We start from the raw sequence: 24435 nt of genomic DNA, 5'->3' as shown, positions 1-24435 counted from the left end.
AGCCCCGATTTTACTGGGCTGTGCCGGCCTCTTCGCGGGTAAACCCGCTGCCACAGGGGCCCCACAGCGCCTGTGAGAAAGCAAAAAAAAGCCCCGCAAAAGCGGGGCTCATGGTGAAACACATTACCCAAAGACGATTTCGTCGCCTTCCACTGTGGCGGTAATCGAGGTACCCGGCACAAACTGGCCAGCCAAGATCAGCTGCGCCAGCGGGTTTTCGATCCAGCGCTGGATAGCCCGCTTCAGCGGCCGTGCGCCGTACACCGGGTCGTAACCCACGGCAATCAGCTTGTCCAGGGCCTCCGGGCTCAGGCTCAGCGACAGTTCGCGCTCCAGCAGACGGCTGCGCAGGCGGCCCAGCTGGATCTCGGTAATGCCGGCGATCTGCTCGCGGCCCAGTGGCTCGAACACCACCACTTCGTCGATACGGTTGATGAACTCCGGACGGAAATGCGCGCCCACTGCATCCATCACCGCCGCACGCTGTGCCTCGCGGTCGCCTACCAGTTCCTGGATCTGCGCCGAGCCCAGGTTGGAGGTCATCACGATCACCGTGTTGCGGAAGTCCACGGTGCGCCCGTGGCTGTCGGTCAGGCGGCCGTCTTCCAGCACCTGCAGCAGCACGTTGAACACATCCGGGTGGGCTTTCTCCACCTCATCCAGCAGCACCACCGAGTATGGCTTGCGCCGTACGGCCTCGGTCAGGTAACCGCCCTCTTCATACCCTACATACCCTGGTGGTGCACCGATCAGGCGAGCCACGGAGTGTTTCTCCATGAACTCGGACATGTCGATGCGCACCATCGCCTCTTCGGTGTCGAACAGGAACTCGGCCAGCGCCTTGCACAGCTCGGTCTTGCCCACACCGGTGGGGCCGAGGAACAGGAACGAACCGCTTGGCCGGCTCGGGTCGGACAGCCCGGCACGCGAGCGGCGCACGGCGTTGGCCACGGCGGTCACCGCCTCGTTCTGGCCGATCACGCGCTGGTGCAGCAGCGCTTCCATTTTCAGCAGCTTCTCGCGCTCGCCTTCCAGCATCTTGGACACAGGGATGCCGGTCCACTTCGACACCACTTCGGCAATTTCTTCCTCAGTCACCTTGTTGCGTAGCAACTGGTTTTCGGTCTTGCCGTGCTGGTCGACCATCTGCAGGCTGCGCTCCAGGTCGGGGATTACCCCGTACTGCAGCTCGGCCATGCGGCTCAGGTCACCTTTGCGGCGGGCGGCTTCCAGTTCCTGGCGGGCCTGTTCGATCTTTTGCTGGATCTGCGCAGAGCCCTGCACTTCGGCCTTTTCCGATGCCCAGATTTCTTCCAGGTCGGAATATTCACGCTCCAACCGCTCGATTTCTTCGGTCAGCTTCTCGAGGCGTTTTTTCGCCGCTTCGTCTTCTTCCTTCTTCAGCGCCTGCGATTCCACCTTCAACTGGATCAGGCGGCGATCAAGGCGGTCGAGCACTTCCGGCTTGGAGTCGATCTCCATGCGGATGCGGCTGGCCGCTTCGTCAATCAGGTCAATCGCCTTGTCCGGCAGCTGGCGGTCAGTGATATAGCGGTGGCTGAGCTTGGCGGCTGCGATAATGGCACCGTCGGTGATGGCCACCTTGTGGTGCACTTCATAGCGCTCTTTCAGGCCACGCAGAATCGCGATGGTGTCTTCCTCGCTTGGCTCCTCTACCAACACCTTCTGGAAGCGGCGTTCCAAGGCGGCGTCCTTCTCGATGTACTGGCGGTACTCGTTCAGCGTGGTGGCGCCGACGCAGTGCAGCTCGCCGCGCGCCAAGGCTGGCTTGAGCATGTTGCCGGCGTCCATGGCGCCTTCGCCTTTACCGGCGCCGACCATGGTGTGCAGTTCATCGATGAACAGGATGATCTGGCCTTCCTGCTTGGACAGCTCGTTCAAAAGCGATTTGAGGCGCTCTTCGAACTCGCCGCGGTACTTGGCACCGGCAATCAGCGCGCCCATGTCCAGCGCCAGCAGGCGCTTGCCCTTGAGGCCATCAGGCACTTCACCATTGATAATGCGCTGGGCCAGGCCTTCGGCGATGGCGGTTTTACCCACACCAGGCTCACCGATCAACACCGGGTTGTTCTTGGTACGGCGTTGCAGCACCTGCACGGTACGGCGGATTTCGTCGTCACGGCCAATCACCGGGTCCAGCTTGCCTTCTTCGGCACGCTTGGTGAGGTCGACGGTGTACTTGTCCAGCGCCTGGCGCGACTCTTCGGCGTTGGCATCATTCACTGCCGCGCCGCCACGCAGGTTGTTGATGGCGTTTTCCAGGGCTTTCTTGCTCACGCCCTGGCTCAGCAGCAGCTTGCCGAGCTTGCTGTTCTCGTCCATGGCAGCCAGCAACACCAGTTCGCTGGAAATGAACTGGTCGCCCTTCTGCTGGGCGAGGCGGTCGGCCTGGTTAAGCAGGCGTGCCAGGTCCTGCGACATGTTCACGTCGCCGGTGGGGTTCTGGATTTTCGGTAGCTGGTCGAGCTCTTTCACTAGTGCCTGGCGCAGGCTGTTGATGTCGAAGCCAACCTGCATCAGCAGCGGCTTGATCGAACCGCCCTGCTGTTCAAGCAGTGCCTGCATCAGGTGCACGGGCTCGATGGCTGGGTGGTCCATGCCAACGGCCAGGGATTGAGCATCGGATATCGCTAATTGCAGCTTGCTGGTCAAACGGTCTATTCGCATGGTGTACCTTCCTTTAAAGGGCAGGTCGGAGCGATGGACAGCGCCTGTTTATGAAGAAACCTGCCTGAGATGACCTTATAGATAAGGCTGATTCTGGAAGATTCAAGCGTAGCGGGGTTGACCGAAGTCAACCTGTTGGATTAACGGAGGCCATTCGCGGGCGAGTCCGCGAAGAGGCCAGTACAGGCTAGCGGGGTTGCAGCCACACCAGTGATGCAAACCGCCCACCCTGCGGGGTACGGCGATAGGAGAAGAACCGCGCATCACTGACCGTGCACAAGCCGCCGCCATACACGGCAGTTACGCCACGGGCAGCCAGACGAATGCGCGCCAGCTCGTAGATATTCGCCATAAGCTTGCCAGGCCGTTCGCCCTCGACGAATGCCCGAGCGGCTTGCGGGTGCACGGCGGTAAAGGCATCACGCACTTCCAGCCCCACTTCGAAAGCCTGTGGGCCAATGGCCGGCCCCAACCACACCAGCACTTCTTCAGGTGGCAGTGCCAGGCGGTCCAAGGTGGCTTCCAGCACGCCGCCCGCCAACCCGCGCCAGCCCGCATGCGCCGCCGCCACGCGAGTACCGGCCCGGTCGCAGAACAGCGCAGGCAGGCAATCGGCGGTCATCACCGTACAGGCAATGCCAGGCTGGTCGGTCCAGCTGGCGTCGGCCTCGGCCACCACGGCCGGGTCGGCATCCGCCACCACCAGCCCATGCACCTGCTTGAGCCAGGCCGGCTGGATGGCGAACGTGTCGCTGAGGCGACGGCGGTTCTCGGCAACGGCAGCAGGGTCATCCCCTACGTGGTCGCCAAGGTTGAAGGTTTCGTAGGGCGGCAGGCTGACGCCGCCCTGACGGGTGGTGACACAGGCGCGAACCGAGGCCGGGGCCGGCCAGTCGGGAAACAGCAGCGACTGCGTCAGGCCACTCATCCGATAAAGCTCTCGCGGTCTTCGCTCAGCAGCGACAGCAACCAGAGGAAGTCATCGGGCAGTGGCGATTCCCACTTCATGATTTCACCGGTGATCGGGTGAGCCAACGCCAGGAAGCGCGCATGCAGCGCCTGGCGAGGGAAGGTTTTCACCGCCTCGACCATGGTCGGGCTGGCAGCCGGTGGAATGCGGAAGCGCCCACCGTACGTCTGGTCACCGACCAGCGGGAAGCCAACGTGGGCCATGTGCACACGAATCTGGTGGGTGCGGCCGGTTTCCAGCTTTACCCGCACGTGGGTGTGCGAGCGGAAGCGCTTGAGCACGCGGTAGTGGCTGACCGCCGGCTTGCCGCCGTCGGTGACTGCCATGCGCTGGCGCATGCCGCCGTGGCGGCCGATCGGGGCATCGATCTTGCCACCGGAAGTTACCACGCCGATCACGATGCATTCATAAATGCGGCTGACCTTGCGCGCCTGCATCTGCTCGACCAGCCTGGTCTGCGCTTGCAAGGTCTTGGCCACCACCATCAAGCCGGTGGTGTCTTTATCCAGCCGGTGAACGATGCCGGCGCGCGGTACGTTGACGATGTCTGGCACGTGGTGCAGCAGCGCATTGAGCAGCGTACCACTGGCATGACCGGCAGCCGGGTGCACAACCAGCCCGGCAGGCTTGTTGATTACCATGATATGGTCGTCTTCGTAGACGATATCCAGTTCGATATCTTCTGGGATCCACTCGCCCTGGGCCTCTTGTTCGGCCTGCAGTGCTAGCAGCGAGCCACCATAGACGGTGTCTCGAGGGCGCACAACGGCGCCATCGACCGTCAGGCGGCCCTCTTTGATCCACGAAGTAAGCCGCGAACGCGAGTACTCAGCGAACAATTGGGCGGCGACCTGGTCGAGGCGTTGGCCGCCCAGTTCGGACGGTACCTCTGCGCTAAGTTGAATGATCTCGGACATGCTCGATTCGGCGGGCGCACAGCCTTTGGTTTCGGCTGCGAGCTTGTGGTTAAATACGGCTTCTTTTGTCCCGGGGTTGGCCGGGGCGCTCATCATAACAGGACGGCACCGCCCAAGACAGCGGCCGTCAAAGGGACGCAAGCCGCCATGCAAGTGAAACACCTGCTGCTGATCGCCATCCTCGGGCTTACCGCGGCCTGTTCCTCTAATAAAGAGGTCATTGACGAGAACCTCAGCGAAGCCGAGCTGTACCAGCAGGCGCAAGCTGACCTGGACAACTCCAGCTACACCAGCGCCGTGAACAAACTCAAGGCCCTGGAGTCGCGCTACCCGTTCGGTCGCTATGCCGACCAGGCGCAGCTCGAGCTGATCTACGCCAACTACAAGAACTCCGAGCCCGAGGCTGCCAAGTCGGCCGCCGAGCGCTTCATCCGCCTGCACCCGCAGCACCCGAACGTCGACTACGCCTACTACCTCAAAGGCCTGACCTCGTTCGACCAGGACCGTGGCCTGCTGGCGCGCTTCCTGCCGCTGGACATGACCAAGCGTGACCCGGGTGCCGCCCGCGACTCGTACAACGAGTTCGCCCAGCTGACCAGCCGCTTCCCCAACAGCCGCTACTCGCCCGACGCCAAGCAGCGCATGATCTACCTGCGCAACCTGCTGGCCTCGTATGAAATTCATGTGGCCGACTACTACCTGAGCCGCCAGGCCTATGTGGCCGCCGCCAACCGTGGCCGCTACGTGGTAGAAAACTTCCAGGAAACCCCATCGGTCGGCGACGGCCTGGCGGTGATGGTCGAGTCGTACCAGAAGATGCACCTGGACGAACTGGCCGCCAGCAGCCTGGAAACCCTCAAGCTCAACTACCCGGACCACCCGAGCCTGGCCGATGGCGAGTTCCAGCCCAAGCAGACCGAGTCTGACGGGCGCGGCTGGCTGTCCAAGGCCACCCTGGGCCTGATCGAAACCGATACGCCGCTGCCGCCGGGCGAAACCCGCGCCAACCAGGACGTGGTCAAGCAGTTCCAGGACGCGCGTGACGAGATGCCGCAAGAGCTGCTACCGAAAGACGAAAACGGCGATCCGATCGTGCCGGAAGGCCCGAAAGCAGCCGAAAAAGACCGTTCCTGGTTCAGCTACATGACCTTTGGTCTGTTCGACTGACACACAGCGGTAAATGAAAGGGAGGCCTTGGGCCTCCCTTTTTTATTGGCCGCGCCCTAGACTGTCAGCTTCTTCAATCGACAAGCTGGACACCATGGTTCGCCTACTTTTCTGGATCGCCCTGATCGCCGCCGCGTTCTGGCTGTGGCGCAAGTTCAAAGTCAGCCAACAGTCGCACCCCGAGGCGAAGCTGGATGCGCCCCTGCAGATGGTGCGCTGCGCCCATTGCGGCGTGCACCTGCCCAACGACCGGGCGCTGCAGCAGGGCAAAGAGTGGTATTGCAGCCAGGCGCACCTGCAACAGGGGCCTGGCCAACAAGGCTGAACACCAAACCGCTGCAGGAGCGGCCTTGCCTCGCGATAGGGCCGCGCCTACAAAGCATCGTGTACTCTCTGTAGCCCCGGCGATCTCAACCCAGACGCCCTGCTGGTGCATACGGCGCCGGGTCGATGATTGGCTCGGCCCCGGTCAGCAAGTCGGTAAACAGCTGGCAGGAAGCCGGCGCCAGCACCAGCCCGTTGCGGTAGTGACCGCAGTTCAGCCACAACCCCTCGTACCCTGGCACCGGCCCGATGTAGGGAATACCCTCGGGCGAGCCCGGCCGCAACCCGGCCCAGTGCCCCACCACCGTGGCCCCTTCGAGCCCTGGCAGCAACTCCACCGCCGATGCCTTAAGGCTTTCCAGTGCATCTTCGGTCGGGGTCTTGTCGTACCCGGCATGCTCCAGCGTGCTGCCCACCAGAATGTGCCCATCCCGCCGCGGGATCGCATAGCGCCCCTTGGCCAGCACCATGCTCGGCAAAAATTCCTCGGCGCACTTGAACAGGATCATCTGGCCCTTCACCGGCTCTACCGGCAGTTCAAGGCCAAGGGTACGCAACAGGTCGCCACTCCAAGCCCCGGCACTGAGCACCACCTCATCCGCCGCCAGCACGCCTTCAGCGGTCTGTACGCCGGTCACGCGCCCGCCCTGCTGAACAAAGCCGGTGATCTGGCAGTTCTCTCGCAGGGTTACGTTGGGCAACGCCAGCAGCGCCGCCTTCAGCGATTTCACCAGGCGCGGGTTGCGCACGTTGGCTACACCGGCCATGTAGATGGCGCGCTTGAAACCCGGGCCCAGCACCGGCACCGCGTCGTAGGCCGCCGAGATATCCACGGCACTGAGCGGCCGCTGCTCACGTTCGGCCCAAGCCAGCGCTTCGGCCTCGTCATCCAGGTCGAGCCAGTACAAGCCCGTGGTGTGCACTTCGGGGTCGACGCCGGTGCTGGCGAACAAGCGCTCGCCCAGCTGTGGATAAAAGTCCTGCGACCAGTGCGCCAGGGCGGTGACTGCCGGGCTGTAGCGCCACGGGTACAGCGGCGAAACAATGCCGCCCCCGGCCCACGACGACTCACGGCCGACTTCGCCCTGATCACACACCACCACCTGCCCGACCTTGGCCGCCAGGTTGAACGCCGTCAGCAGGCCGATCACCCCGCCGCCGACCACCACTACTTGCTTGCTCATCTGTCGATCCAACACCTGAAGTAAAACCGCGATGCACCGGGCACCATTCAACCTTCAGCTTCCCCAGCAGTGCTCGCTGCCGTCAACGGCACCGGGGTTGCGCTGCACACCGGCCTGGTCGAGCTGGAAGTCGCCACAGCCATCCTGCGCCATCAGCCCATGGGGCAGCCGCCGGGCGCGCAGCGTGAAGGTGTCGCTGTCGCGCTGGGCCTGCAGGCTGTAATAGCGGGTACCGTCGGGCAAGGCCGGGTCACCCTCGGCATATTGGCCGGTGCGTACGCGGTGGCGCTCCAGGCGCAGGGCGGCATCATGCAGCAGGCCAACCACTTCGCTGCGTGCGGCTCGCCGAAGCTGGTCGCTGTAACTGGGGTAGGCAATGGCTGCCAGAATGCCGGTCACGGCCAGCACAATCAACAACTCGATCAGGCTCAAGCCTTGCTGCATGTCAGTCTCCCCTGAGTCTTTGCCGCCAGGTGATGCGCCGGGTTGTGTCGCCGGCCACGGCGTAGACGGCCTCCAGCACATGCCGGGACTGGGTTTGCTTGCTGACGGCCGTTACCCGGAACAAGGTGACAAGCAGCTCATCCGGCATATGCGCAGCGCAGGTGCTCGTGCCCAGGTTCTGTACATGGAAGTAACCGCTCTGTGTGCCCTGCCACTGCCCGGCCAGATCGTGCGGTCGAGCTGGCGGCAAGCACGCGGTACACCGATCGGGAGGTGCCCGCTTGAGCTCACCCTCACCTGCTTGCAACGCGGCCTCGGCCTCTTCGAACGCCAGCAGACCATCGCGCATGTAGCCAGCCATTCGCGTCTCCATCAAGGCCTCGCGCAGGGCCGAGGCCGCCAACAAGCCGAGCAGCAAGCTCAGTACCAACGCCAACAGCAGCACAACACCGCGTTGACGCTTCATGGCCCCGGCACCGGGTTGCGCAGTGCCACGCTCAGTTCATGGCGCTGTTCGAGTTTGAGCGTGGGCTCGTACAACGTGAGTGCGATATCTACCCGCTCTCCCCGGAGCGTTTGCACACGCTCGAAATGCACTTCTCGCACATTCTCCACCAGCGGCTGGAAGCTGGTTCGTCGTCTAAAGCTCAGGGTATCGCCGTTAAGCTGGTAGACGTACTTGCTAACGGGATACGCCAGTGGGTGGGGCTTGCTCGCGCTTTGCCCATCCTCCACAGATACCTTTTCAAGGCAGTCTGTCTGCAAGAACCAGTCAGGTGCTCCTGCCTGCCCGGGCAGCTCTGCTACCACGAGGCTCAGCATGGACGGTGCCACCTCCAGAGGACGGGCGAAGGCCTGCTGTGCAGTGGAGCTCTTGAAGTCGTCAGGTCGCAGGCGCAGGCAGCCGAACATTCCGGCCATGCGAATATCCTGAGCCATACGCAGCAACGCCTGACGTGCCTCATCCTGCATGCGCACCGCGGTACTTTGCAGGCGCCACGTCTGGTGTGCCGAAGCGAAGAGCTGGCTGGCTGCGGCCAGCAGCATCAACCCGATGGCCAGCGCCATCACCACCTCAAGTAAACCGAACCCGCTCTGACGGGCCTTCATCGCCGCCTCTCAAGCTCACTGTGCGCCGCCATTGCCGCCTGCCCATCGCGACGCGCGCTGTCCGCAGCCTGCAATGCCTGCAACTGTATTGATGCCGTTGCGAACATGCCCACGGCCACAACCACGACCGCCAACAACACTTCCATGAGCGTCATGCCCCGTTGCCTCGCGTGCATCCCTGCACCTCCTGCGACTTTTCCTGCAATAGCCCTGAACCTGGCCGACTAGACCGCCTGGCCAGCGAACGTGAAGCTATAGCCAAGCACTTCCAGGGAGGAATGCACGGTGAAGCAACGAGGCGTAACACTGATACAAATGTTGTCGGCCTTGGCCATAGCTGTCTTGCTGACACAGCTCGGTATGCCGGCCTACGCCAGGATGAGCGACGACCTACACAGGGCAGCCGCGGCGCGTGATTTGGCACAGGCACTGCGCAGCGCACGCAGCCACGCGATGCTGCAAAGCCAGCCGGTGCTGGTGCAGGCGCTGGACGGTAATTGGGGGAATGGTTGGCGGGTGGTGCTGGAGCATAACCAGCAGCTGCTGCGCGAGCAGCGGCTTTCGAGGCCGCTCAAGGTTACGAGCAATCGCGGGGAGCAGTTCAAGTTCAGTGCGCTGGGCGTTCCAATGGCGCTGAACAACAGCTGGTTGGGAACAACGCTGGAAGTGTGTGAACGCTCATCTGCCAGCAGCCGATATCAAGTGGTGCTGGCATCGACCGGGAGAGTCAGATTGCTTGCAGAGGACCGAAACAATACTCGCTGTGCAAGTACATAGCCTTGAGCCGACCTTGCCGGCCCTATCGCCGGCAAGCCAGCTCCCACAGGGATATCACTGCCTTCAAGGCTTGTGCAGTACCTGTAGGAGCTGGCTTGCCGGCGATGAGGCCAGTACAGGCTTCAGTCAGATCAGCGAGCGAACCCGCAGCTCTTTTGGCATCGAGAAGGTGATGTTCTCTTCACGCCCGTCCAGCTCTTCAGCACCGGTAGCGCCCCAGGCCTTGAGCTGTTCGATCACGCCACGTACCAGCACTTCGGGGGCCGAAGCACCCGCAGTGATGCCAATACGCGCCGCCTGTTCGAACCAGCCCTGTTGCATGTCCTCGGCACCGTCGATCAGGTAGGCCGGGGTGCCCATGCGCTCGGCCAGCTCACGCAGGCGGTTTGAGTTGGAGCTGTTCGGGCTGCCGACTACCAGCACCACGTCGCACTCGCCCGCCAGTTGCTTGACGGCGTCCTGGCGGTTCTGGGTGGCGTAGCAGATGTCGTCCTTGCGCGGGCCACCGATGTTCGGGAAGCGCGCACGCAGGGCGTCGATGACGCGGCTGGTGTCGTCCATCGACAAGGTGGTCTGGGTCACGAAGGCCAGGTGGTCAGGGTCGCGCACCTGCAGCCTGGCTACATCATCTTCGTCTTCGACGAGGTAGATGGAACCACCGTTGCTGGCGTCGTACTGGCCCATGGTGCCTTCGACTTCCGGGTGCCCTTCGTGGCCGATGAGAATGCACTCACGGCCGTCGCGGCTGTACTTGGCCACCTCGATGTGCACCTTGGTCACCAGCGGGCAGGTGGCATCGAACACTTTCAGGCCACGGCCAGCCGCTTCCTGGCGCACGGCCTGGGAAACACCGTGGGCACTGAAGATGACGATGACATCGTCCGGCACCTGGTCCAGCTCTTCGACGAAGATGGCACCGCGGTTGCGCAGGTCTTCTACCACGAACTTGTTGTGCACCACTTCGTGACGCACATAGATCGGCGGGCCGAAGACTTCCAGCGCGCGGTTGACGATCTCGATCGCCCGGTCCACCCCCGCGCAAAAGCCGCGAGGGTTGGCGAGTTTGATTTGCATGATCGGCTCCAGGCTTACAGGGCCTTCACCTCGAGGATCTCCACCTCGAAGGTCAGGGTCTTGCCAGCCAGTGGGTGATTGAAGTCGATGGTCACCTGGTCGTCATCGAACGCTTTGACCACACCCGGCAGCTCGGCGTTGGCGGCATCGTTGAAGATGATCAGCAGCCCGTCGGACAGCTCCATGCCCTCGAAGTTGGACCGCGGCATGACTTGCACGTTTTGCGGGTTGGGCTGGCCGAAGGCGTTCTCCGGGGCCACTACCACGGTGCGCTTGTCACCGGCCTTGAAGCCGAACAGCGCGTTTTCGAAGCCCGGCAACAGGTTGCCATCGCCAACCTTGAAGGTGGCCGGGGCTTTGTCGAACGTGCTGTCGACGGTGTCGCCGTTTTCCAGGTGCAGCGCGAAGTGCAGGGTGACTTCGGTGTTCTGGCCGATACGGGTGTCAGTCATGGACCGGATCCTCGGACTTCTTGCTCTTGAACATATCCAGCGCCAGCATCACCGCACCAACGGTGATGGCGCTGTCGGCCACGTTGAAGGCCGGGAAGTAATGGCGGTTTTGCCAGTGCACCAGGATGAAGTCGACCACATGGCCCAGCACGACACGGTCGTACAGGTTGCCAATGGCGCCACCCAGCACCAGCGCCAGCGCCACGGCCAGCCAGGTTTCGTTGCGCCCCAGGCGCTTGAGCCACACCACCAGCACGGCACTGACCACCACTGCGATCAGGGCGAACAGCCAGCGCTGCCAGCCAGCGCCATCAGCGAGGAAGCTGAAAGCGGCGCCGGTGTTGTAGGCCAAGGTCCAGCTGAAGTAGTCAGGGATGACCACAATCTGCTGGTACATGGTCAGGGCGTTGTTGAAATACAGCTTGGTGGCCTGGTCGACGACCAGCACCAGCAAGCTCAGCCAAAGCCATGCAAGGCGCCCGAAGCGCCCCACTGCCGGGTTAGGCATAGTGACGCACCTCGCCCGAACCGGTCAGGTTATCGACGCAACGGCTGCAGATTTCCGGGTGCTCCGGGTGGCTGCCTACGTCGGCGCGGAAGTGCCAGCAACGGCCGCACTTGGCATGGCCGGACTTGACCACTTTCAGCTTGAGGCCTTCGACTTCGGTGGCCACGGCGTCCGCCGGTGCCTGCACGAACGGCACCACGCTGGCGGCCGAGGTGATCAGCACGAAGCGCAGCTCGTCGCCCAGCTTGCCCAGGTCGGCGCTCAGGCCTTCGTCGGCATACAGGGTGACTTCGGCCTGCAGGTTGCCGCCGATGACCTTGGCGGTACGCTGGTTTTCCAGCTCCTTGTTGACCGATGCCTTCACCGCCATTACGCGGTCCCAGTAGGCGCGGTCCAGCTCGGTGCCTTCCGGCAGCTCGCTCAGGCCCTGATACCAGCCGTTGAGCATCACCGACTCGTTGCGCTCGCCCGGCAGGTATTGCCAGATTTCGTCAGCGGTGAACGCCAGGATCGGCGCAATCCAGCGCACCAGCGCTTCGCTGATGTGGTACAGCGCGGTCTGGCAGGAACGGCGGGCGACACTGTTGGCGCCGGTGGTGTACTGGCGGTCCTTGATGATGTCGAGGTAGAAGCCGCCCAACTCCTGCACGCAGAAGTTGTGCACCTTGGAGTAGACGTTCCAGAAACGGTACTCGCTGTAGTGCTCTTCAAGCTCGCGTTGCAGCAGCAGGGTACGGTCCACGGCCCAGCGGTCCAGTGCCAGCATGTCTTCCGGGGCCAGCAGGTCGCGGGCCGGGTCGAAACCGGACAGGTTGGACAGCAGGAAGCGGGCGGTATTGCGGATACGGCGGTAGGCGTCGGCGCTACGCTGCAGGATCTGCTCGGAAACCGCCATTTCACCGGAATAGTCAGTGGCCGAAACCCACAGGCGCAGGATGTCGGCACCCAGGGTGTTGTTGACCTTCTCCGGCTCGATGGTGTTACCCAGCGACTTGGACATCTTGCGGCCGTTCTCGTCCACGGTGAAGCCGTGGGTCAGCAGTTCGCGGTACGGCGCGTGGTTGTCGATGGCGCAACCGGTGAGCAACGACGAGTGGAACCAGCCACGATGCTGGTCGGAGCCTTCCAGGTACAGGTCGGCGACCGGGCCGGTGGCGTGGCCGATATCGTGCGAGCCACGCAGCACGTGCCAGTGGGTGGTGCCGGAGTCGAACCACACGTCCAGGGTATCGGTGATCTTGTCGTACTGGCCTGCTTCTTCACCCAGCAGTTCGACGGCATCCAGCTTGAACCAGGCTTCGATACCTTCCTGTTCAACGCGCTTGGCCACCGCTTCCATCAGTTCGACGGTACGTGGGTGCAGCTCGCCGGTCTGCTTGTGCAGGAAGAACGGGATCGGCACACCCCAGTTGCGCTGACGCGAGATGCACCAGTCCGGGCGGTTGGCGATCATCGAGTGCAGGCGCGCCTGGCCCCAGGCCGGTACGAACTTGGTTTCTTCGATGGCTTTGAGGGCGCGCTCACGCAGCGGCTCGCCAGCGCTTGGCTGCTTGTCCATGCCGACGAACCACTGCGCGGTTGCGCGGTAGATCAGCGGGGTCTTGTGGCGCCAGCAGTGCATGTAGCTGTGGCTGATGGTTTCGGTGTGCATCAGCGCACCGGCTTCGCTCAGCTTCTCGACGATGGCCGGGTTGGCCTTCCAGATGAACTGGCCGCCGAAGAACTCCAGCGACTCGACATACACGCCATTGCTCTGCACCGGGGTGAGAATGTCGTCGTTGACCATGCCGTAGCGCTTGCAGGTGACGAAGTCGTCTTCACCGTAGGCAGGCGCGGAGTGAACCACACCGGTACCGGCGCCCAGTTCGACGTAGTCGGCCAGGTAGACGGGCGACAGGCGGTCGTAGAACGGGTGGCGGAAGTTGATTAGCTCCAGCGCCGAACCCTGGGCAGTGGCGATGACCGAGCCTTCCAGGTTGTAACGCTTGAGGCACGACTCGACCAGCTCCTCGGCCAGCACCAGCAGACGCTCGCCGGTATCGACCAAGGCATACTTGAACTCCGGGTGGATGTTCAGCGCCTGGTTGGCGGGGATAGTCCACGCGGTGGTGGTCCAGATCACGATGGCGGCTGGCTTGGCCAGCGCGTCCAACCCGAAGGCGGCAGCCAGCTTGGCCTCGTCGGCAACCGGGAAGGCCACGTCGATGGTCTGGGATTTCTTGTCGGCGTATTCGACTTCCGCTTCAGCCAGGGCCGAACCGCAATCGAAGCACCAGTTCACAGGCTTGAGGCCCTTGAACACGAAGCCTTGCTTGACCATCTCGGCCAGGGCGCGGATTTCGCCGGCCTCGTTGGCGAAGTTCATGGTCTTGTACGGGTTGTCCCAGTCACCCAGTACACCCAGGCGAATGAACTCGGTCTTCTGCCCTTCGATCTGCTCGGCGGCGTACTCGCGGCACAGCTCGCGGGTGCGGTCGGCAGACAGGTGCTTGCCGTGGGTAACCTCGACCTTGTGCTCGATCGGCAGGCCATGGCAGTCCCAACCCGGTACATACGGCGCATCGTAGCCGGCCAGGGTCTTGGAGCGGACGATCATGTCCTTGAGGATCTTGTTCAGCGCATGACCGATGTGAATCTTGCCGTTGGCATAGGGCGGGCCGTCGTGCAGGACGAACTTGGGACGATCCTTGCCAATTTCGCGCAGCTTCTGGTACAGGCCAATGCTGTCCCAGCGCTGCAGGATCTGCGGTTCGCGCTGAGGCAGGCCGGCCTTCATGGGGAAGGCGGTGTCCGGAAGGTTAAGCGTGGCTTTGTAGTCGGTCATTTCAGGCTCTTCGTTAGCGGTTGAGCGTGCCAATGTGCACGTGCGGCGGCGATATCCGCATCGATCGCCGACTTCAGCGCCTCCAGGGAGGCGAATCGCTGCTCTTCACGCAGCTTGTGGTGGAACTCCACCGTCAGACGCCGGCCATACAGGTCGCCGGCAAAATCGAGAAGATGAATCTCCAGGTGCGGGCGCCCATCACCGGCAACGGTGGGACGCACGCCAATATTGCCTACACCCGGCCAGGCCTTGCCGTCGATTTCGATGCTGGCCAGGTAGACCCCGGACAGCGGTACGCGGCGGCGCTTGAGCTGGATGTTGGCGGTAGGTGTGCCGAGCTGGCGGGCCAGCTTCTGGCCATGCAGCACACGGCCGGTGATGCTGTACGGGCGGCCCAGCAGGTGCTCGGCCAGCTCGAAGTTACCTTCGCACAGGGCCTTGCGCACTTCGGTGCTGCTGACCCGCAGGCCGTCCTGGATTACCGTGTTGGCGGCCTCGACGGTGAAGCCGTACTGCTTGCCGGCCTCGATCAGGAAGGCGAAGTCGCCGGCGCGGTCGCAGCCAAAGCGGAAGTCATCACCCACTTCGAGGTGGCGCACGCCCAGGCCGTCGACCAGGATGGCTTTGACGAAGGCATCGGCGCTGAGCTTGCTCAGGCGCTGATTGAACGCCAGGCACAGCACCCGGTCGATGCCCTCGGCGGCCAGCAGTTCGACCTTGTCGCGCAGGCGGGCCAGGCGCGCCGGTGCGGTATCGGGGGCGAAGTACTCGCGTGGTTGCGGTTCGAAGATCACCACGCAGGTCGGCAGGCCCAAGGCCTGACCACGCTCGCGCAGGCGCGCCAGGATAGCCTGGTGGCCGCGGTGAACCCCGTCGAAGTTGCCAATGGTGGCGACACAGCCCCGGTGCTCGGGGCGCAGGTTGTGAAGACCTCGAACCAGCTGCATAACGCGCTTCTTGCTCATAAAGTGGCCGATTATAACCACACCCGGGCGCCGGTGACAGGCAGCAGCGCCCAAGGGCGGCGTGGAATATGAAAAACCGACGCCTGACCCGCCTGACGCCTCAGTGCAGGGCCTTGCGAGCGAAGTGCCGGGGCCGGAAGCCGCACAGGTACAGGCAGCCGAAATACGTCACGACACCTGCCACAATCAACGCCCCAAGCCGCAGGAAGCGCTCAAGCATGATGCCCTGCTCCCAGGCCGGCATGTAGTGCATGCCGGCCAACAGTACCGCCGACATCAGCACCACTGCCAAGACAAGCTTGAGCAGGAACATTGCCCAGCCTGGCTGTGGCTCGAACAACTGCTGGCTGCGCAGCTTCCAGAACAGCAAGCCGGCATTCAGGCAGGCACCCAGGCTGATTGCCAATGCCAGGCCGGCATGTGCAAGCGGGCCGACCAGGGCGAGGTTGAACAACTGGGTACAGACCAGGGTGAAAATCGCAATCTTTACCGGCGTGCGGATATTCTGCTGCGCATAGAAGCCGGGTGCCAGCACCTTGACCAGAATGATCGCCAGCAAACCTACCGAATAGGCCATCAGCGCCCGCTGTGTCATGGCCGCATCAAACGCACTGAACTTGCCATATTGAAAGAGCGCAACGGTCAGCGGCTCGGCAAGGATGGCCAAGGCCAAGGTGCACGGCAGCACCAGCAGGAAGCATAGGCGCAGGCCCCAGTCGAGGATCCGCGAGTATTCCTCGCGGTCCTTGTTGGCGTAGGTCTTGGCCAGGGTGGGCAGCAGGATGGTGCCCAGGGCCACGCCCAGTACGCCTGAAGGCAGCTCCATGAGGCGGTCGGCGTAATACATCCACGACACCGAGCCGGCCACCAGGAACGAGGCGAAGATGGTGTTGATGATCAACGAAATCTGGCTCACCGACACCCCGAGAATCGCCGGCAGCATCTGTTTAAGTACCCGCCACACACCCGCGTCCTTGAGGTTCAGGCGCGGCAGTACGAGCATGCCGATCTTCTTCAACGCTGGCAGCTGGTACAGCAACTGCGCCAGGCCACCCGCCAGCACGCCCCAGGCCAGGGCCATGATTGGCGGGTTGAAGTACGGCGTCAGCAGCACGGCGAAGGCAATCATCGCCACGTTCAACAGGGTCGGGGTGAAGGCCGGTACCGAGAAGCGGTTCCAGGTATTGAGGATCGCACCGGCCAGGGAAGACAGCGAGATCAGCAATATATAAGGAAAGGTCACCCGCAACAGGGAGGTGGTCAGCTCGTATTTTTCTGCGTTGTCGACAAAGCCTGGGGCTGTTGCCCACACCACCCACGGCGCCGCGAGGATGCCGATGGCAGTCACCAGGGCGAGGACCAGGGTCAGCAGGCCGCTGACATAAGCGATGAAGGTACGTGTCGCCTCCTCGCCCTGCTGGGTCTTGTATTCGGCCAGGATCGGAACAAAGGCCTGGGAAAACGCACCCTCGGCAAAAATGCGCCGCAACAGGTTGGGCAGTTTGAACGCGATGAAAAAGGCGTCGGTGGCGACGCCGGCACCAAAGATGCGCGCCAGGATGGTGTCGCGAACGAAGCCCAGCACCCGCGAAATCATGGTGATCGAGCTTACTGCGGCCAGGGATTTGAGCAGGTTCATCGAAAAGATTCACGCCAATGGCAGAGGACGCTGCCAGACAGCGTCCGAATGTGCGATACTCCCGCGCCTTCGCAGGGGAGCCAAAAATTCCCGAGTGTACAGGTCGCGCAGCAGAAAGGAATCTTTCCCTCTTGTTGGCGCACCGCTCGGCGGAACCTTGCAGGTGGCCTTGACAATCGATCTCTTGATCGGCATGATTCGCGGCCTATTTTGTTTGCTATTTACCTAAAGTCTTTCGAGGAGCTCGACGGTGGCCAACACACCTTCCGCCAAGAAACGTGCAAAACAGGCTGAGAAGCGTCGCAGCCACAACGCCAGCCTGCGTTCCATGGTCCGCACCTACATCAAGAATGTAGTTAAAGCCATTGACGCAAAAGACGCCGAAAAAGCGCAAGCCGCTTACGTTCTGGCTGTACCTGTAATCGACCGTATGGCCGACAAAGGTATCATCCACAAGAACAAAGCTGCTCGTCACAAAGGCCGTCTGAATGGCCACATCAAGGCGCTGAAAGAAGCTGCAGCTGCCTAAGCGACGCGCTATTCGAAAAACCGACCCTAGGGTCGGTTTTTTGTTGCCTGCGATTTATGCTTGCTGGCACGGCCCCATATGAAACTCGGTCTCTGTGGGAGCGGCCTTGCGCCGCGAAAGGGCTGCGGAGCAGCTCCGGCAATCTCAGCTTCTGCGCCAAGACCGAGGGGCCGCTACGCGCCCCTTTCGCGACGCAAGGCCGCTCCCACAAAAAAGCGGGGCCGCGGTTGGCGGCCCTACTTTTTTTACATTACTTGGCTATCTGAATCTTCGGCGCCCACTGCAGCCAGTCATCCTCTGCCTTGTCGAACAACGCGAAGGTCTGCTGCGGCCGCGCCGGGTTGCCCATCTGCTCGCCATCCGGCGTTGCAAAGGCGATACCGCCATCGATCAGAGTCTCCACCGACTCGGTACGCACGGTAGCCCCCTTGAACAGCCCCCAGTCGAAACCGAAGCCACTGCTGTTCCAGAAGCGGCTGCCACTACGGACCAGGGCTGCATAGCGCGGCTCGATGAGGATATGGATCAGCACGCGGTCAGCGCTCTGGCCCAACTCGAAACCCGTCACCTTGCCAACCGCAACCTCTCGATAGGTCACTGGCACACCGGGCTTGATCGAACCACGCCGTGGCGCACTGAGCGTCAATGGCAAGCCCACCTCAGGCCCAGCCACTTGCGGGGCATCGGCCAAAGCGATGAAGTCGCGCTGCGGGCCACGGTCCTTGGCTGCCGGCTGCACCTCCAGGTACTGCCCGCCAATCAGCGTGTCGAGGTTCTCGGTGCGTACCAGGCCCAAGGCTGGCTTGACCACCCAGAACTGCGTACCGGCACGAGCAATACGGCCCGCCGCCTCGGTGATACGTGCCCGCAGCAGCACTGCCTGCAAGTCATCGGTCAGGTCGACGCTCTCGATACTGCCCACATCCAGGCCACGGAAGCGGATTGGCGTACCCGGCTTCAGGCCATCTGCACGGTCTACACGGACGGTGATCAAGGTACCCGCGCGGTTTACCGCTTCCTGGCTGTCATGCAGACGGAAGCGTGGAATGTGGCGTTTCAGCGCCACATCGGGCCGTGGCGTGTCGAACGCAATACCGCCGGCCATCAGCGTTTGCAGCGATTCACTCTTGATCTTGATGCCCGACAGCCCCCCGGTCAGGGTAATGCCACTGACGTTCCAGAAGCGCGACGAGCCGTTGACCAGCTTTTCGTATTCCTTCTCGATATGCACACCGATCAGGATACGGTTGCTGTTACGAGCAAACTGGTAGCTCTGCACGCTACCCACTTTGACTTGGCGGTACATCACCGGGCTGCCGATTTCCAGAGAACCCAGGGTATCGGCGAACAACACCATGTGCAGGCCTGGCGCCTTGAGGTCGAGCGGCGGCGCCTTGGCGCGGGCCTCGAACTCACGCTCGGGCCGTTCACCCTTCTCACCCGGGCGGATGGCGATGTAGTTACCTTTGACCAGCGCCTCCAGGCCGGTGATACCTGCCAGGGAAATCGACGGCTTGACCACCCAGAACTGCGTGCCCTCGACCAGATAGTCTTCGGTGAGCGGGTCCAGCGTCAGCTCGGCCGATGCGCTGGACAGGTTGTCTTCCATCTTCAGGGCTTTCAACGAGCCCACTTGAATGCCCTTGTACATGACCGGCGTGCGGCCTGCCTGCAGGCCCTCGTAATCGCTCAGCTTCACCTTGACCCGTATACCCGCCTGGGCGGCGTCGAAGTCTTCATAAAGGCGGAACGGTAGGCTAGGGTCGGTAGCCGGGCTGTCCTTGCGGTATTCCGGCGTGGCAAAGGCAATACCACCGGCTACGATGCTCGACAGCGACTCGCTGCGCACCTTCACACCTGACAGCGAAGCATCGATGCTGACGCCGCTGGCGTTCCAGAAACGCGTGTGCTTGCGCACCAGGCTGGCGTAGGCGGGCTCGATGAACACCTTGATCTCGACGGTGCTCTGATCCTCGGACAGGCGATAGCTTTTCACCCGACCCACCTGGATCTGCTTGTAGAAGATCGGGCTGTCACGGTTGAGCGAACCCAGCCTGTCGGCTTTAAGGGTCAGATGCAGGCCAGGCTCCGAATCCGAGAGCGGCGGCGCAACCTTCAGGGCGGTAAAGCGCTTGGTACGCTCACCCTCCCCCGGGCTGACGGCAATGTAGTTACCCGACACCAGTGTTTCAAGGCCGGTAATACCCGCCAGGCTGACACTCGGCTTCACCAGCCAGAAACGCGTGCCTTTGGTCAGGTGTGGTTCGGCGTCCTTGTTCATCTCGATGGTGGCGATCACACCTTGGTTGTCACCCTTGGCGTCGAGCAACAAGCTCTTCACTTTGCCTACCGGCATGCCCTTGTAGATGACTTCGGTCTTGTTGGCGACGATACCTTCACCCGACTCGAAGCGGACTTCAATTTCCACGCCGGCCTTGCTATAGGCCTGCCACGCGAGCCAGCCACCGATCATCAGGGCGATCAAAGGCAGGATCCAGATGGCCGACCAGTTCGAGGCTGGCCGGGTTTTAGCCGTTGGCAGATCACTCATGGTCGTCATCCGACTCCGTGTTATCCCAAATCAGTCGGGGATCGAAAGTTAAAGCGGCAAGCATTGTCAGGATCACCACAGTTGCAAAGGCGACAGCGCCCAGATTGGCTTCGACACTGGCTATTCGGCCGAAATTCACCACTGCCACCAGGATGGCGATGACGAAGATATCGAGCATGGACCAGCGCCCAATGAATTCGATGAAGCGGTACATCAATATCCGTTGCCGCGCTGAAAGCGGCTGGTGACGCTGAACGGAGTACAACAGCAAGCCGATGCCCACGAGCTTGAAGGTGGGCACCAGGATACTGGCAATGAACACCACCGCGGCAATCGGCACCATGCCGTGCTTGAGCAGGGTGATGACGCCGGACATGATCGTGTCGGGGCTGCCCTGGCCGAGTGTACTCACGGTCATGATCGGCAGCAGGTTGGCCGGGATGTACAGGATCGACGCGGCAATCAGCAGAGCCCAGGTACGTACGATACTGTTCGGGCGGCGGGCATGCACAATGGCGCCGCAACGTGTGCAGGTCTGCGAAGTGCCATCTGGCACTTGCCGGTTCAGTTCATGACATTCATTGCAGACAACAATGCCTGCATCAATCGCCCGCATGCAGGTCCTCCCCCGATAGCGCACTCCAGATCTGGTGCGGCGACATCACCACCTCCAGCCATACCTGGACCAATAACAGGCTGATGAAGCAGAACAGCCCCAGGCCCACGGTCAGTTCTGCCAGGTCCACCAGCTTGACGATAGCCACCAGCACACCCATGAAATAGACCTCGAGCATGCCCCAGTCACGCAAGTGGTGATAGATGCGGTAGAACAGCAGGCCGAAGTTGCGCCCCACGTTCAAGCGGATACTCAGCAATACCGCCAGCTGGCAAAGCAGTTTTGCCAGAGGGATGGCCATGCTGCACAGGAACACGACTACCGCCACACCGCGCATCTGCGAATTGTACAGGCCCAGTACGCCGCTCCAGACAGTATCGTCCGAGGTCTGGCCAAGCAGGTGCAGTTGCATGATCGGTAGAAAATTGGCAGGTACGAACAGCAACAGCGCGGTCAGCACCAGGGCCAGGCTGCGGTTGACTACATTGTGCCGGTGGGCATAGAGCTCGTAGCCGCAGCGGGGGCATTCGGCTTTTTCATCGCGCTGCAGCACAGGCTTGCGCAGCAGCAGGTCGCATTCGTGGCAGGCGACAAGCTCGTCCAACGGCAATTGGGCCAGGGCTTCGGGTTCGACAGGATTGGGCATATAGCGCTTCTGGATAGGTGCGTGGGCCTATTCTAGTGTTCTGGCTCGAATTGTGGGAGGCGACTTACCACAGATCCCTGTAGGAGCAGCCTTGTGCTGCGAAGAGGCCATTGCAGTCGAAGATAATCTTTAGCCTTACCGGCCTCTTCGCAGCACAAGGCTGCTCCTACAGGGAGTCGGGCAGGACTGGGGTATTTGCGCTGCAAAGACAAAACCCCTACCTGCATGCGCAGATAGGGGTTTTGCGAAATGAATCTTGACGATGACCTACTCTCACATGGGGAAACCCCACACTACCATCGGCGATGCATCGTTTCACTACTGAGTTCGGGATGGGATCAGGTGGTTCCAATGCTCTATGGTCGTCAAGAAATTCTGTAGCCAGAATGTCCAGATGGACAGCCCAGCGAATCCGGATATGCGATATTTGTGGGTTGTTGCGAACTTTCGGTTCGTGTCATCTTCACCACCACAATTTGGCGTCTTAGGCTCAAATTGCTTGGGTGTTATATGGTCAAGCCTCACGGGCAATTAGTATTGGTTAGCTCAACGCCTCACAGCGCTTACACACCCAACCTATCAACGTCGTAGTCTTCGACGGCCCTTTAGGGGATTCAAGATCCCAGTGAGATCTCATCTTGAGGCAAGTTTCCCGCTTAGATGCTTTCAGCGGTTATCTCTTCCGAACATAGCTACCCGGCAATGCCACTGGCGTGACAACCGGAACACCAGAGGTTCGTCCACTCCGGTCCTCTCGTACTAGGAGCAGCCCCTCTCAAATCTCAAACGTCCACGGCAGATAGGGACCGAACTGTCTCACGACGTTCTAAACCCAGCTCGCGTACCACTTTAAATGGCGAACAGCCATACCCTTGGGACCGGCTTCAGCCCCAGGATGTGATGAGCCGACATCGAGGTGCCAAACACCGCCGTCGATATGAACTCTTGGGCGGTATCAGCCTGTTATCCCCGGAGTACCTTTTATCCGTTGAGCGATGGCCCTTCCATACAGAACCACCGGATCACTAAGACCTACTTTCGTACCTGCTCGACGTGTGTGTCTCGCAGTCAAGCGCGCTTTTGCCTTTATACTCTACGACCGATTTCCGACCGGTCTGAGCGCACCTTCGTACTCCTCCGTTACTCTTTGGGAGGAGACCGCCCCAGTCAAACTACCCACCATACACTGTCCTCGATCCGGATAACGGACCTGAGTTAGAACCTCAAAGTTGCCAGGGTGGTATTTCAAGGATGGCTCCATGAGAACTGGCGTCCCCACTTCAAAGCCTCCCACCTATCCTACACAAGCAAATTCAAAGTCCAGTGCAAAGCTATAGTAAAGGTTCACGGGGTCTTTCCGTCTAGCCGCGGATACACTGCATCTTCACAGCGATTTCAATTTCACTGAGTCTCGGGTGGAGACAGCGCCGCCATCGTTACGCCATTCGTGCAGGTCGGAACTTACCCGACAAGGAATTTCGCTACCTTAGGACCGTTATAGTTACGGCCGCCGTTTACCGGGGCTTCGATCAAGAGCTTCGCTTGCGCTAACCCCATCAATTAACCTTCCGGCACCGGGCAGGCGTCACACCCTATACGTCCACTTTCGTGTTTGCAGAGTGCTGTGTTTTTAATAAACAGTCGCAGCGGCCTGGTATCTTCGACCGGCATGGGCTTACGGAGCAAGTCCTTGACCCTCGCCGGCGCACCTTCTCCCGAAGTTACGGTGCCATTTTGCCTAGTTCCTTCACCCGAGTTCTCTCAAGCGCCTTGGTATTCTCTACCTAACCACCTGTGTCGGTTTGGGGTACGGTTCCCAGTTATCTGAAGCTTAGGAGCTTTTCTTGGAAGCATGGTATCAACCACTTCGTCGCCTAATGGCAACTCGTCATCAGCTCTCGGCCTTGAAATCCCGGATTTGCCTAAGATTCCAGCCTACCACCTTAAACCTGGACAACCAACGCCAGGCTGGCCTAACCTTCTCCGTCCCTCCATCGCAATAACTGGAAGTACAGGAATATTAACCTGTTTTCCATCGACTACGCTTTTCAGCCTCGCCTTAGGGACCGACTAACCCTGCGTCGATTAACGTTGCGCAGGAAACCTTGGTCTTTCGGCGTGCGAGTTTTTCACTCGCATTGTCGTTACTCATGTCAGCATTCGCACTTCTGATACCTCCAGCAAGCTTCTCAACTCACCTTCACAGGCTTACAGAACGCTCCTCTACCGCATCACCAAAAGGTGATACCCGTAGCTTCGGTGCATGGTTTGAGCCCCGTTACATCTTCCGCGCAGGCCGACTCGACTAGTGAGCTATTACGCTTTCTTTAAAGGGTGGCTGCTTCTAAGCCAACCTCCTAGCTGTCTAAGCCTTCCCACATCGTTTCCCACTTAACCATGACTTTGGGACCTTAGCTGACGGTCTGGGTTGTTTCCCTTTTCACGACGGACGTTAGCACCCGCCGTGTGTCTCCCATGCTCGGCACTTGTAGGTATTCGGAGTTTGCATCGGTTTGGTAAGTCGGGATGACCCCCTAGCCGAAACAGTGCTCTACCCCCTACAGTGATACATGAGGCGCTACCTAAATAGCTTTCGAGGAGAACCAGCTATCTCCGAGCTTGATTAGCCTTTCACTCCGATCCACAGGTCATCCGCTAACTTTTCAACGGTAGTCGGTTCGGTCCTCCAGTCAGTGTTACCTAACCTTCAACCTGCCCATGGATAGATCGCCCGGTTTCGGGTCTATACCCAGCGACTAAACGCCCTATTAAGACTCGCTTTCGCTACGCCTCCCCTATTCGGTTAAGCTCGCCACTGAATATAAGTCGCTGACCCATTATACAAAAGGTACGCAGTCACCTAACAAAGTAGGCTCCCACTGCTTGTACGCATACGGTTTCAGGATCTATTTCACTCCCCTCTCCGGGGTTCTTTTCGCCTTTCCCTCACGGTACTAGTTCACTATCGGTCAGTCAGTAGTATTTAGCCTTGGAGGATGGTCCCCCCATATTCAGACAAAGTTTCTCGTGCTCCGTCCTACTCGATTTCA

At 61.0% G+C, this 24435-nt stretch carries 21 protein-coding genes and 2 rRNA genes (1 of these 23 running past the window's edge); 4 read left to right on the top strand and 19 right to left on the bottom strand.

The genetic code is table 11. The features are described from left to right. Positions 1-123: 123 nt before the first annotated feature. The 3 genes from clpB to rluD all read right to left on the bottom strand — a co-directional run bounded on the left by clpB (position 124) and on the right by rluD (position 4575). The gene (gene clpB / locus MRBLPB4O_RS03150) at positions 124-2688 is read right to left on the bottom strand and encodes an ATP-dependent chaperone ClpB (RefSeq protein WP_016501583.1); all 2565 of its coding nucleotides are present in this window, start codon (positions 2686-2688) and stop codon (positions 124-126) included. Positions 2689-2875: 187 nt separating this feature from the next. After that, entirely contained in the window at positions 2876-3616 is a 741-nt protein-coding gene (gene pgeF / locus MRBLPB4O_RS03145) for a peptidoglycan editing factor PgeF (RefSeq protein WP_341797494.1), read from the bottom strand. Further along, positions 3613-4575, bottom strand: a complete 963-nt coding sequence (gene rluD / locus MRBLPB4O_RS03140; RefSeq protein ID WP_041168125.1) for a 23S rRNA pseudouridine(1911/1915/1917) synthase RluD — start codon at positions 4573-4575, stop codon at positions 3613-3615. The genes pgeF and rluD overlap by 4 nt, the downstream gene beginning before the upstream one ends. Before the next feature lie 147 nt (positions 4576-4722). Here rluD and MRBLPB4O_RS03135 point away from each other — a divergent pair, with 147 nt between their 5' ends. Both MRBLPB4O_RS03135 and MRBLPB4O_RS03130 read left to right on the top strand, forming a co-directional pair. Then, complete coding sequence (locus MRBLPB4O_RS03135; protein ID WP_049273319.1) at positions 4723-5742, top strand: outer membrane protein assembly factor BamD; 1020 nt, start codon at positions 4723-4725, stop codon at positions 5740-5742. 94 nt (positions 5743-5836) lie between these two features. Then, positions 5837-6067, top strand: a complete 231-nt coding sequence (locus MRBLPB4O_RS03130; RefSeq protein ID WP_016501587.1) for a PP0621 family protein — start codon at positions 5837-5839, stop codon at positions 6065-6067. 85 nt (positions 6068-6152) lie between these two features. Here MRBLPB4O_RS03130 and thiO read toward each other — a convergent pair whose 3' ends face one another. Genes thiO through MRBLPB4O_RS03105 form a run of 5 tightly spaced genes read right to left on the bottom strand, consistent with a single transcriptional unit; the run spans position 6153 to position 8980 of the window. Next, positions 6153-7250 carry a glycine oxidase ThiO gene (thiO, locus tag MRBLPB4O_RS03125; protein ID WP_341797493.1) on the bottom strand — a complete coding sequence of 366 codons (1098 nt, stop codon included), beginning with the start codon at positions 7248-7250 and terminating at the stop codon, positions 6153-6155. Positions 7251-7304: 54 nt separating this feature from the next. Then, positions 7305-7694: a type IV pilin protein gene (locus MRBLPB4O_RS03120; protein ID WP_341797492.1), complete on the bottom strand. Its 390-nt coding sequence runs from the start codon at positions 7692-7694 to the stop codon at positions 7305-7307. A 1-nt stretch (position 7695) separates the two neighbouring features. Next, positions 7696-8160, bottom strand: a complete 465-nt coding sequence (locus MRBLPB4O_RS03115) for a PilX N-terminal domain-containing pilus assembly protein (protein ID WP_341797491.1) — start codon at positions 8158-8160, stop codon at positions 7696-7698. Next, a complete protein-coding gene (locus MRBLPB4O_RS03110; protein ID WP_341797490.1) occupies positions 8157-8804 on the bottom strand; it encodes a prepilin-type N-terminal cleavage/methylation domain-containing protein in 648 nt (215 codons plus the stop codon). Before MRBLPB4O_RS03110 ends, MRBLPB4O_RS03115 begins: the two co-directional genes overlap by 4 nt. Continuing rightward, on the bottom strand, positions 8801-8980 hold the full coding sequence (locus MRBLPB4O_RS03105; RefSeq protein WP_016501592.1) for a prepilin-type N-terminal cleavage/methylation domain-containing protein: 180 nt from the start codon (positions 8978-8980) through the stop codon (positions 8801-8803). Before MRBLPB4O_RS03105 ends, MRBLPB4O_RS03110 begins: the two co-directional genes overlap by 4 nt. A 109-nt stretch (positions 8981-9089) precedes the next feature. On the opposite strand from MRBLPB4O_RS03105, the gene MRBLPB4O_RS03100 reads away from it, so the two are divergent. Then, entirely contained in the window at positions 9090-9581 is a 492-nt protein-coding gene (locus tag MRBLPB4O_RS03100; protein ID WP_341797489.1) for a GspH/FimT family pseudopilin, read from the top strand. Between the two features lie 126 nt (positions 9582-9707). Here the strand turns inward: MRBLPB4O_RS03100 and ispH are convergent, their stop codons facing one another. The 6 genes from ispH to murJ all read right to left on the bottom strand — a co-directional run bounded on the left by ispH (position 9708) and on the right by murJ (position 17043). Beyond that, entirely contained in the window at positions 9708-10655 is a 948-nt protein-coding gene (ispH, locus tag MRBLPB4O_RS03095) for a 4-hydroxy-3-methylbut-2-enyl diphosphate reductase (protein ID WP_341797488.1), read from the bottom strand. A 14-nt stretch (positions 10656-10669) separates the two neighbouring features. Beyond that, positions 10670-11107, bottom strand: a complete 438-nt coding sequence (fkpB, locus tag MRBLPB4O_RS03090; RefSeq protein ID WP_016501595.1) for an FKBP-type peptidyl-prolyl cis-trans isomerase — start codon at positions 11105-11107, stop codon at positions 10670-10672. Continuing rightward, positions 11100-11615 (bottom strand): signal peptidase II, encoded by a 516-nt coding sequence (gene lspA, locus MRBLPB4O_RS03085; RefSeq protein WP_016501596.1) that lies wholly within the window; start codon positions 11613-11615, stop codon positions 11100-11102. The genes fkpB and lspA overlap by 8 nt, the downstream gene beginning before the upstream one ends. Then, positions 11608-14439: an isoleucine--tRNA ligase gene (ileS, locus tag MRBLPB4O_RS03080; RefSeq protein ID WP_341797487.1), complete on the bottom strand. Its 2832-nt coding sequence runs from the start codon at positions 14437-14439 to the stop codon at positions 11608-11610. Before ileS ends, lspA begins: the two co-directional genes overlap by 8 nt. After that, positions 14436-15386 carry a bifunctional riboflavin kinase/FAD synthetase gene (gene ribF, locus MRBLPB4O_RS03075; protein ID WP_016501598.1) on the bottom strand — a complete coding sequence of 317 codons (951 nt, stop codon included), beginning with the start codon at positions 15384-15386 and terminating at the stop codon, positions 14436-14438. Before ribF ends, ileS begins: the two co-directional genes overlap by 4 nt. A gap of 118 nt (positions 15387-15504) precedes the next feature. Beyond that, entirely contained in the window at positions 15505-17043 is a 1539-nt protein-coding gene (gene murJ / locus MRBLPB4O_RS03070) for a murein biosynthesis integral membrane protein MurJ (RefSeq protein ID WP_049277614.1), read from the bottom strand. A 250-nt stretch (positions 17044-17293) separates the two neighbouring features. Between murJ and rpsT the strand changes: the two genes are divergently transcribed. Then, positions 17294-17572, top strand: a complete 279-nt coding sequence (gene rpsT / locus MRBLPB4O_RS03065; protein ID WP_003247625.1) for a 30S ribosomal protein S20 — start codon at positions 17294-17296, stop codon at positions 17570-17572. A 250-nt stretch (positions 17573-17822) separates the two neighbouring features. On the opposite strand, the gene MRBLPB4O_RS03060 is transcribed toward rpsT, so the two are convergent. The 5 genes from MRBLPB4O_RS03060 to MRBLPB4O_RS03040 all read right to left on the bottom strand — a co-directional run. Next, the gene (locus MRBLPB4O_RS03060) at positions 17823-20123 is read right to left on the bottom strand and encodes an MlaD family protein (protein WP_341797486.1); all 2301 of its coding nucleotides are present in this window, start codon (positions 20121-20123) and stop codon (positions 17823-17825) included. Continuing rightward, positions 20116-20739 carry a paraquat-inducible protein A gene (locus MRBLPB4O_RS03055; protein WP_016501601.1) on the bottom strand — a complete coding sequence of 208 codons (624 nt, stop codon included), beginning with the start codon at positions 20737-20739 and terminating at the stop codon, positions 20116-20118. The genes MRBLPB4O_RS03060 and MRBLPB4O_RS03055 overlap by 8 nt, the downstream gene beginning before the upstream one ends. After that, positions 20726-21385, bottom strand: coding sequence for a paraquat-inducible protein A (locus MRBLPB4O_RS03050; RefSeq protein ID WP_049277607.1), 660 nt, complete (start codon positions 21383-21385; stop codon positions 20726-20728). The genes MRBLPB4O_RS03055 and MRBLPB4O_RS03050 overlap by 14 nt, the downstream gene beginning before the upstream one ends. Before the next feature lie 254 nt (positions 21386-21639). Beyond that, a 5S ribosomal RNA gene (gene rrf / locus MRBLPB4O_RS03045) occupies positions 21640-21755 on the bottom strand. A 140-nt stretch (positions 21756-21895) separates the two neighbouring features. Continuing rightward, positions 21896-24435: ribosomal RNA gene (locus tag MRBLPB4O_RS03040) — 23S ribosomal RNA — on the bottom strand; it runs 353 nt beyond the window's last position.

Origin of the sequence: Pseudomonas sp. LPB4.O, from assembly GCF_038383825.1 — a bacterium.
Taxonomy (GTDB): Bacteria; Pseudomonadota; Gammaproteobacteria; order Pseudomonadales; family Pseudomonadaceae; genus Aquipseudomonas; species Aquipseudomonas putida.
Note: the sequence above shows the minus strand (reverse complement) of the source record. Positions and strands in the feature narration are given on the sequence as shown.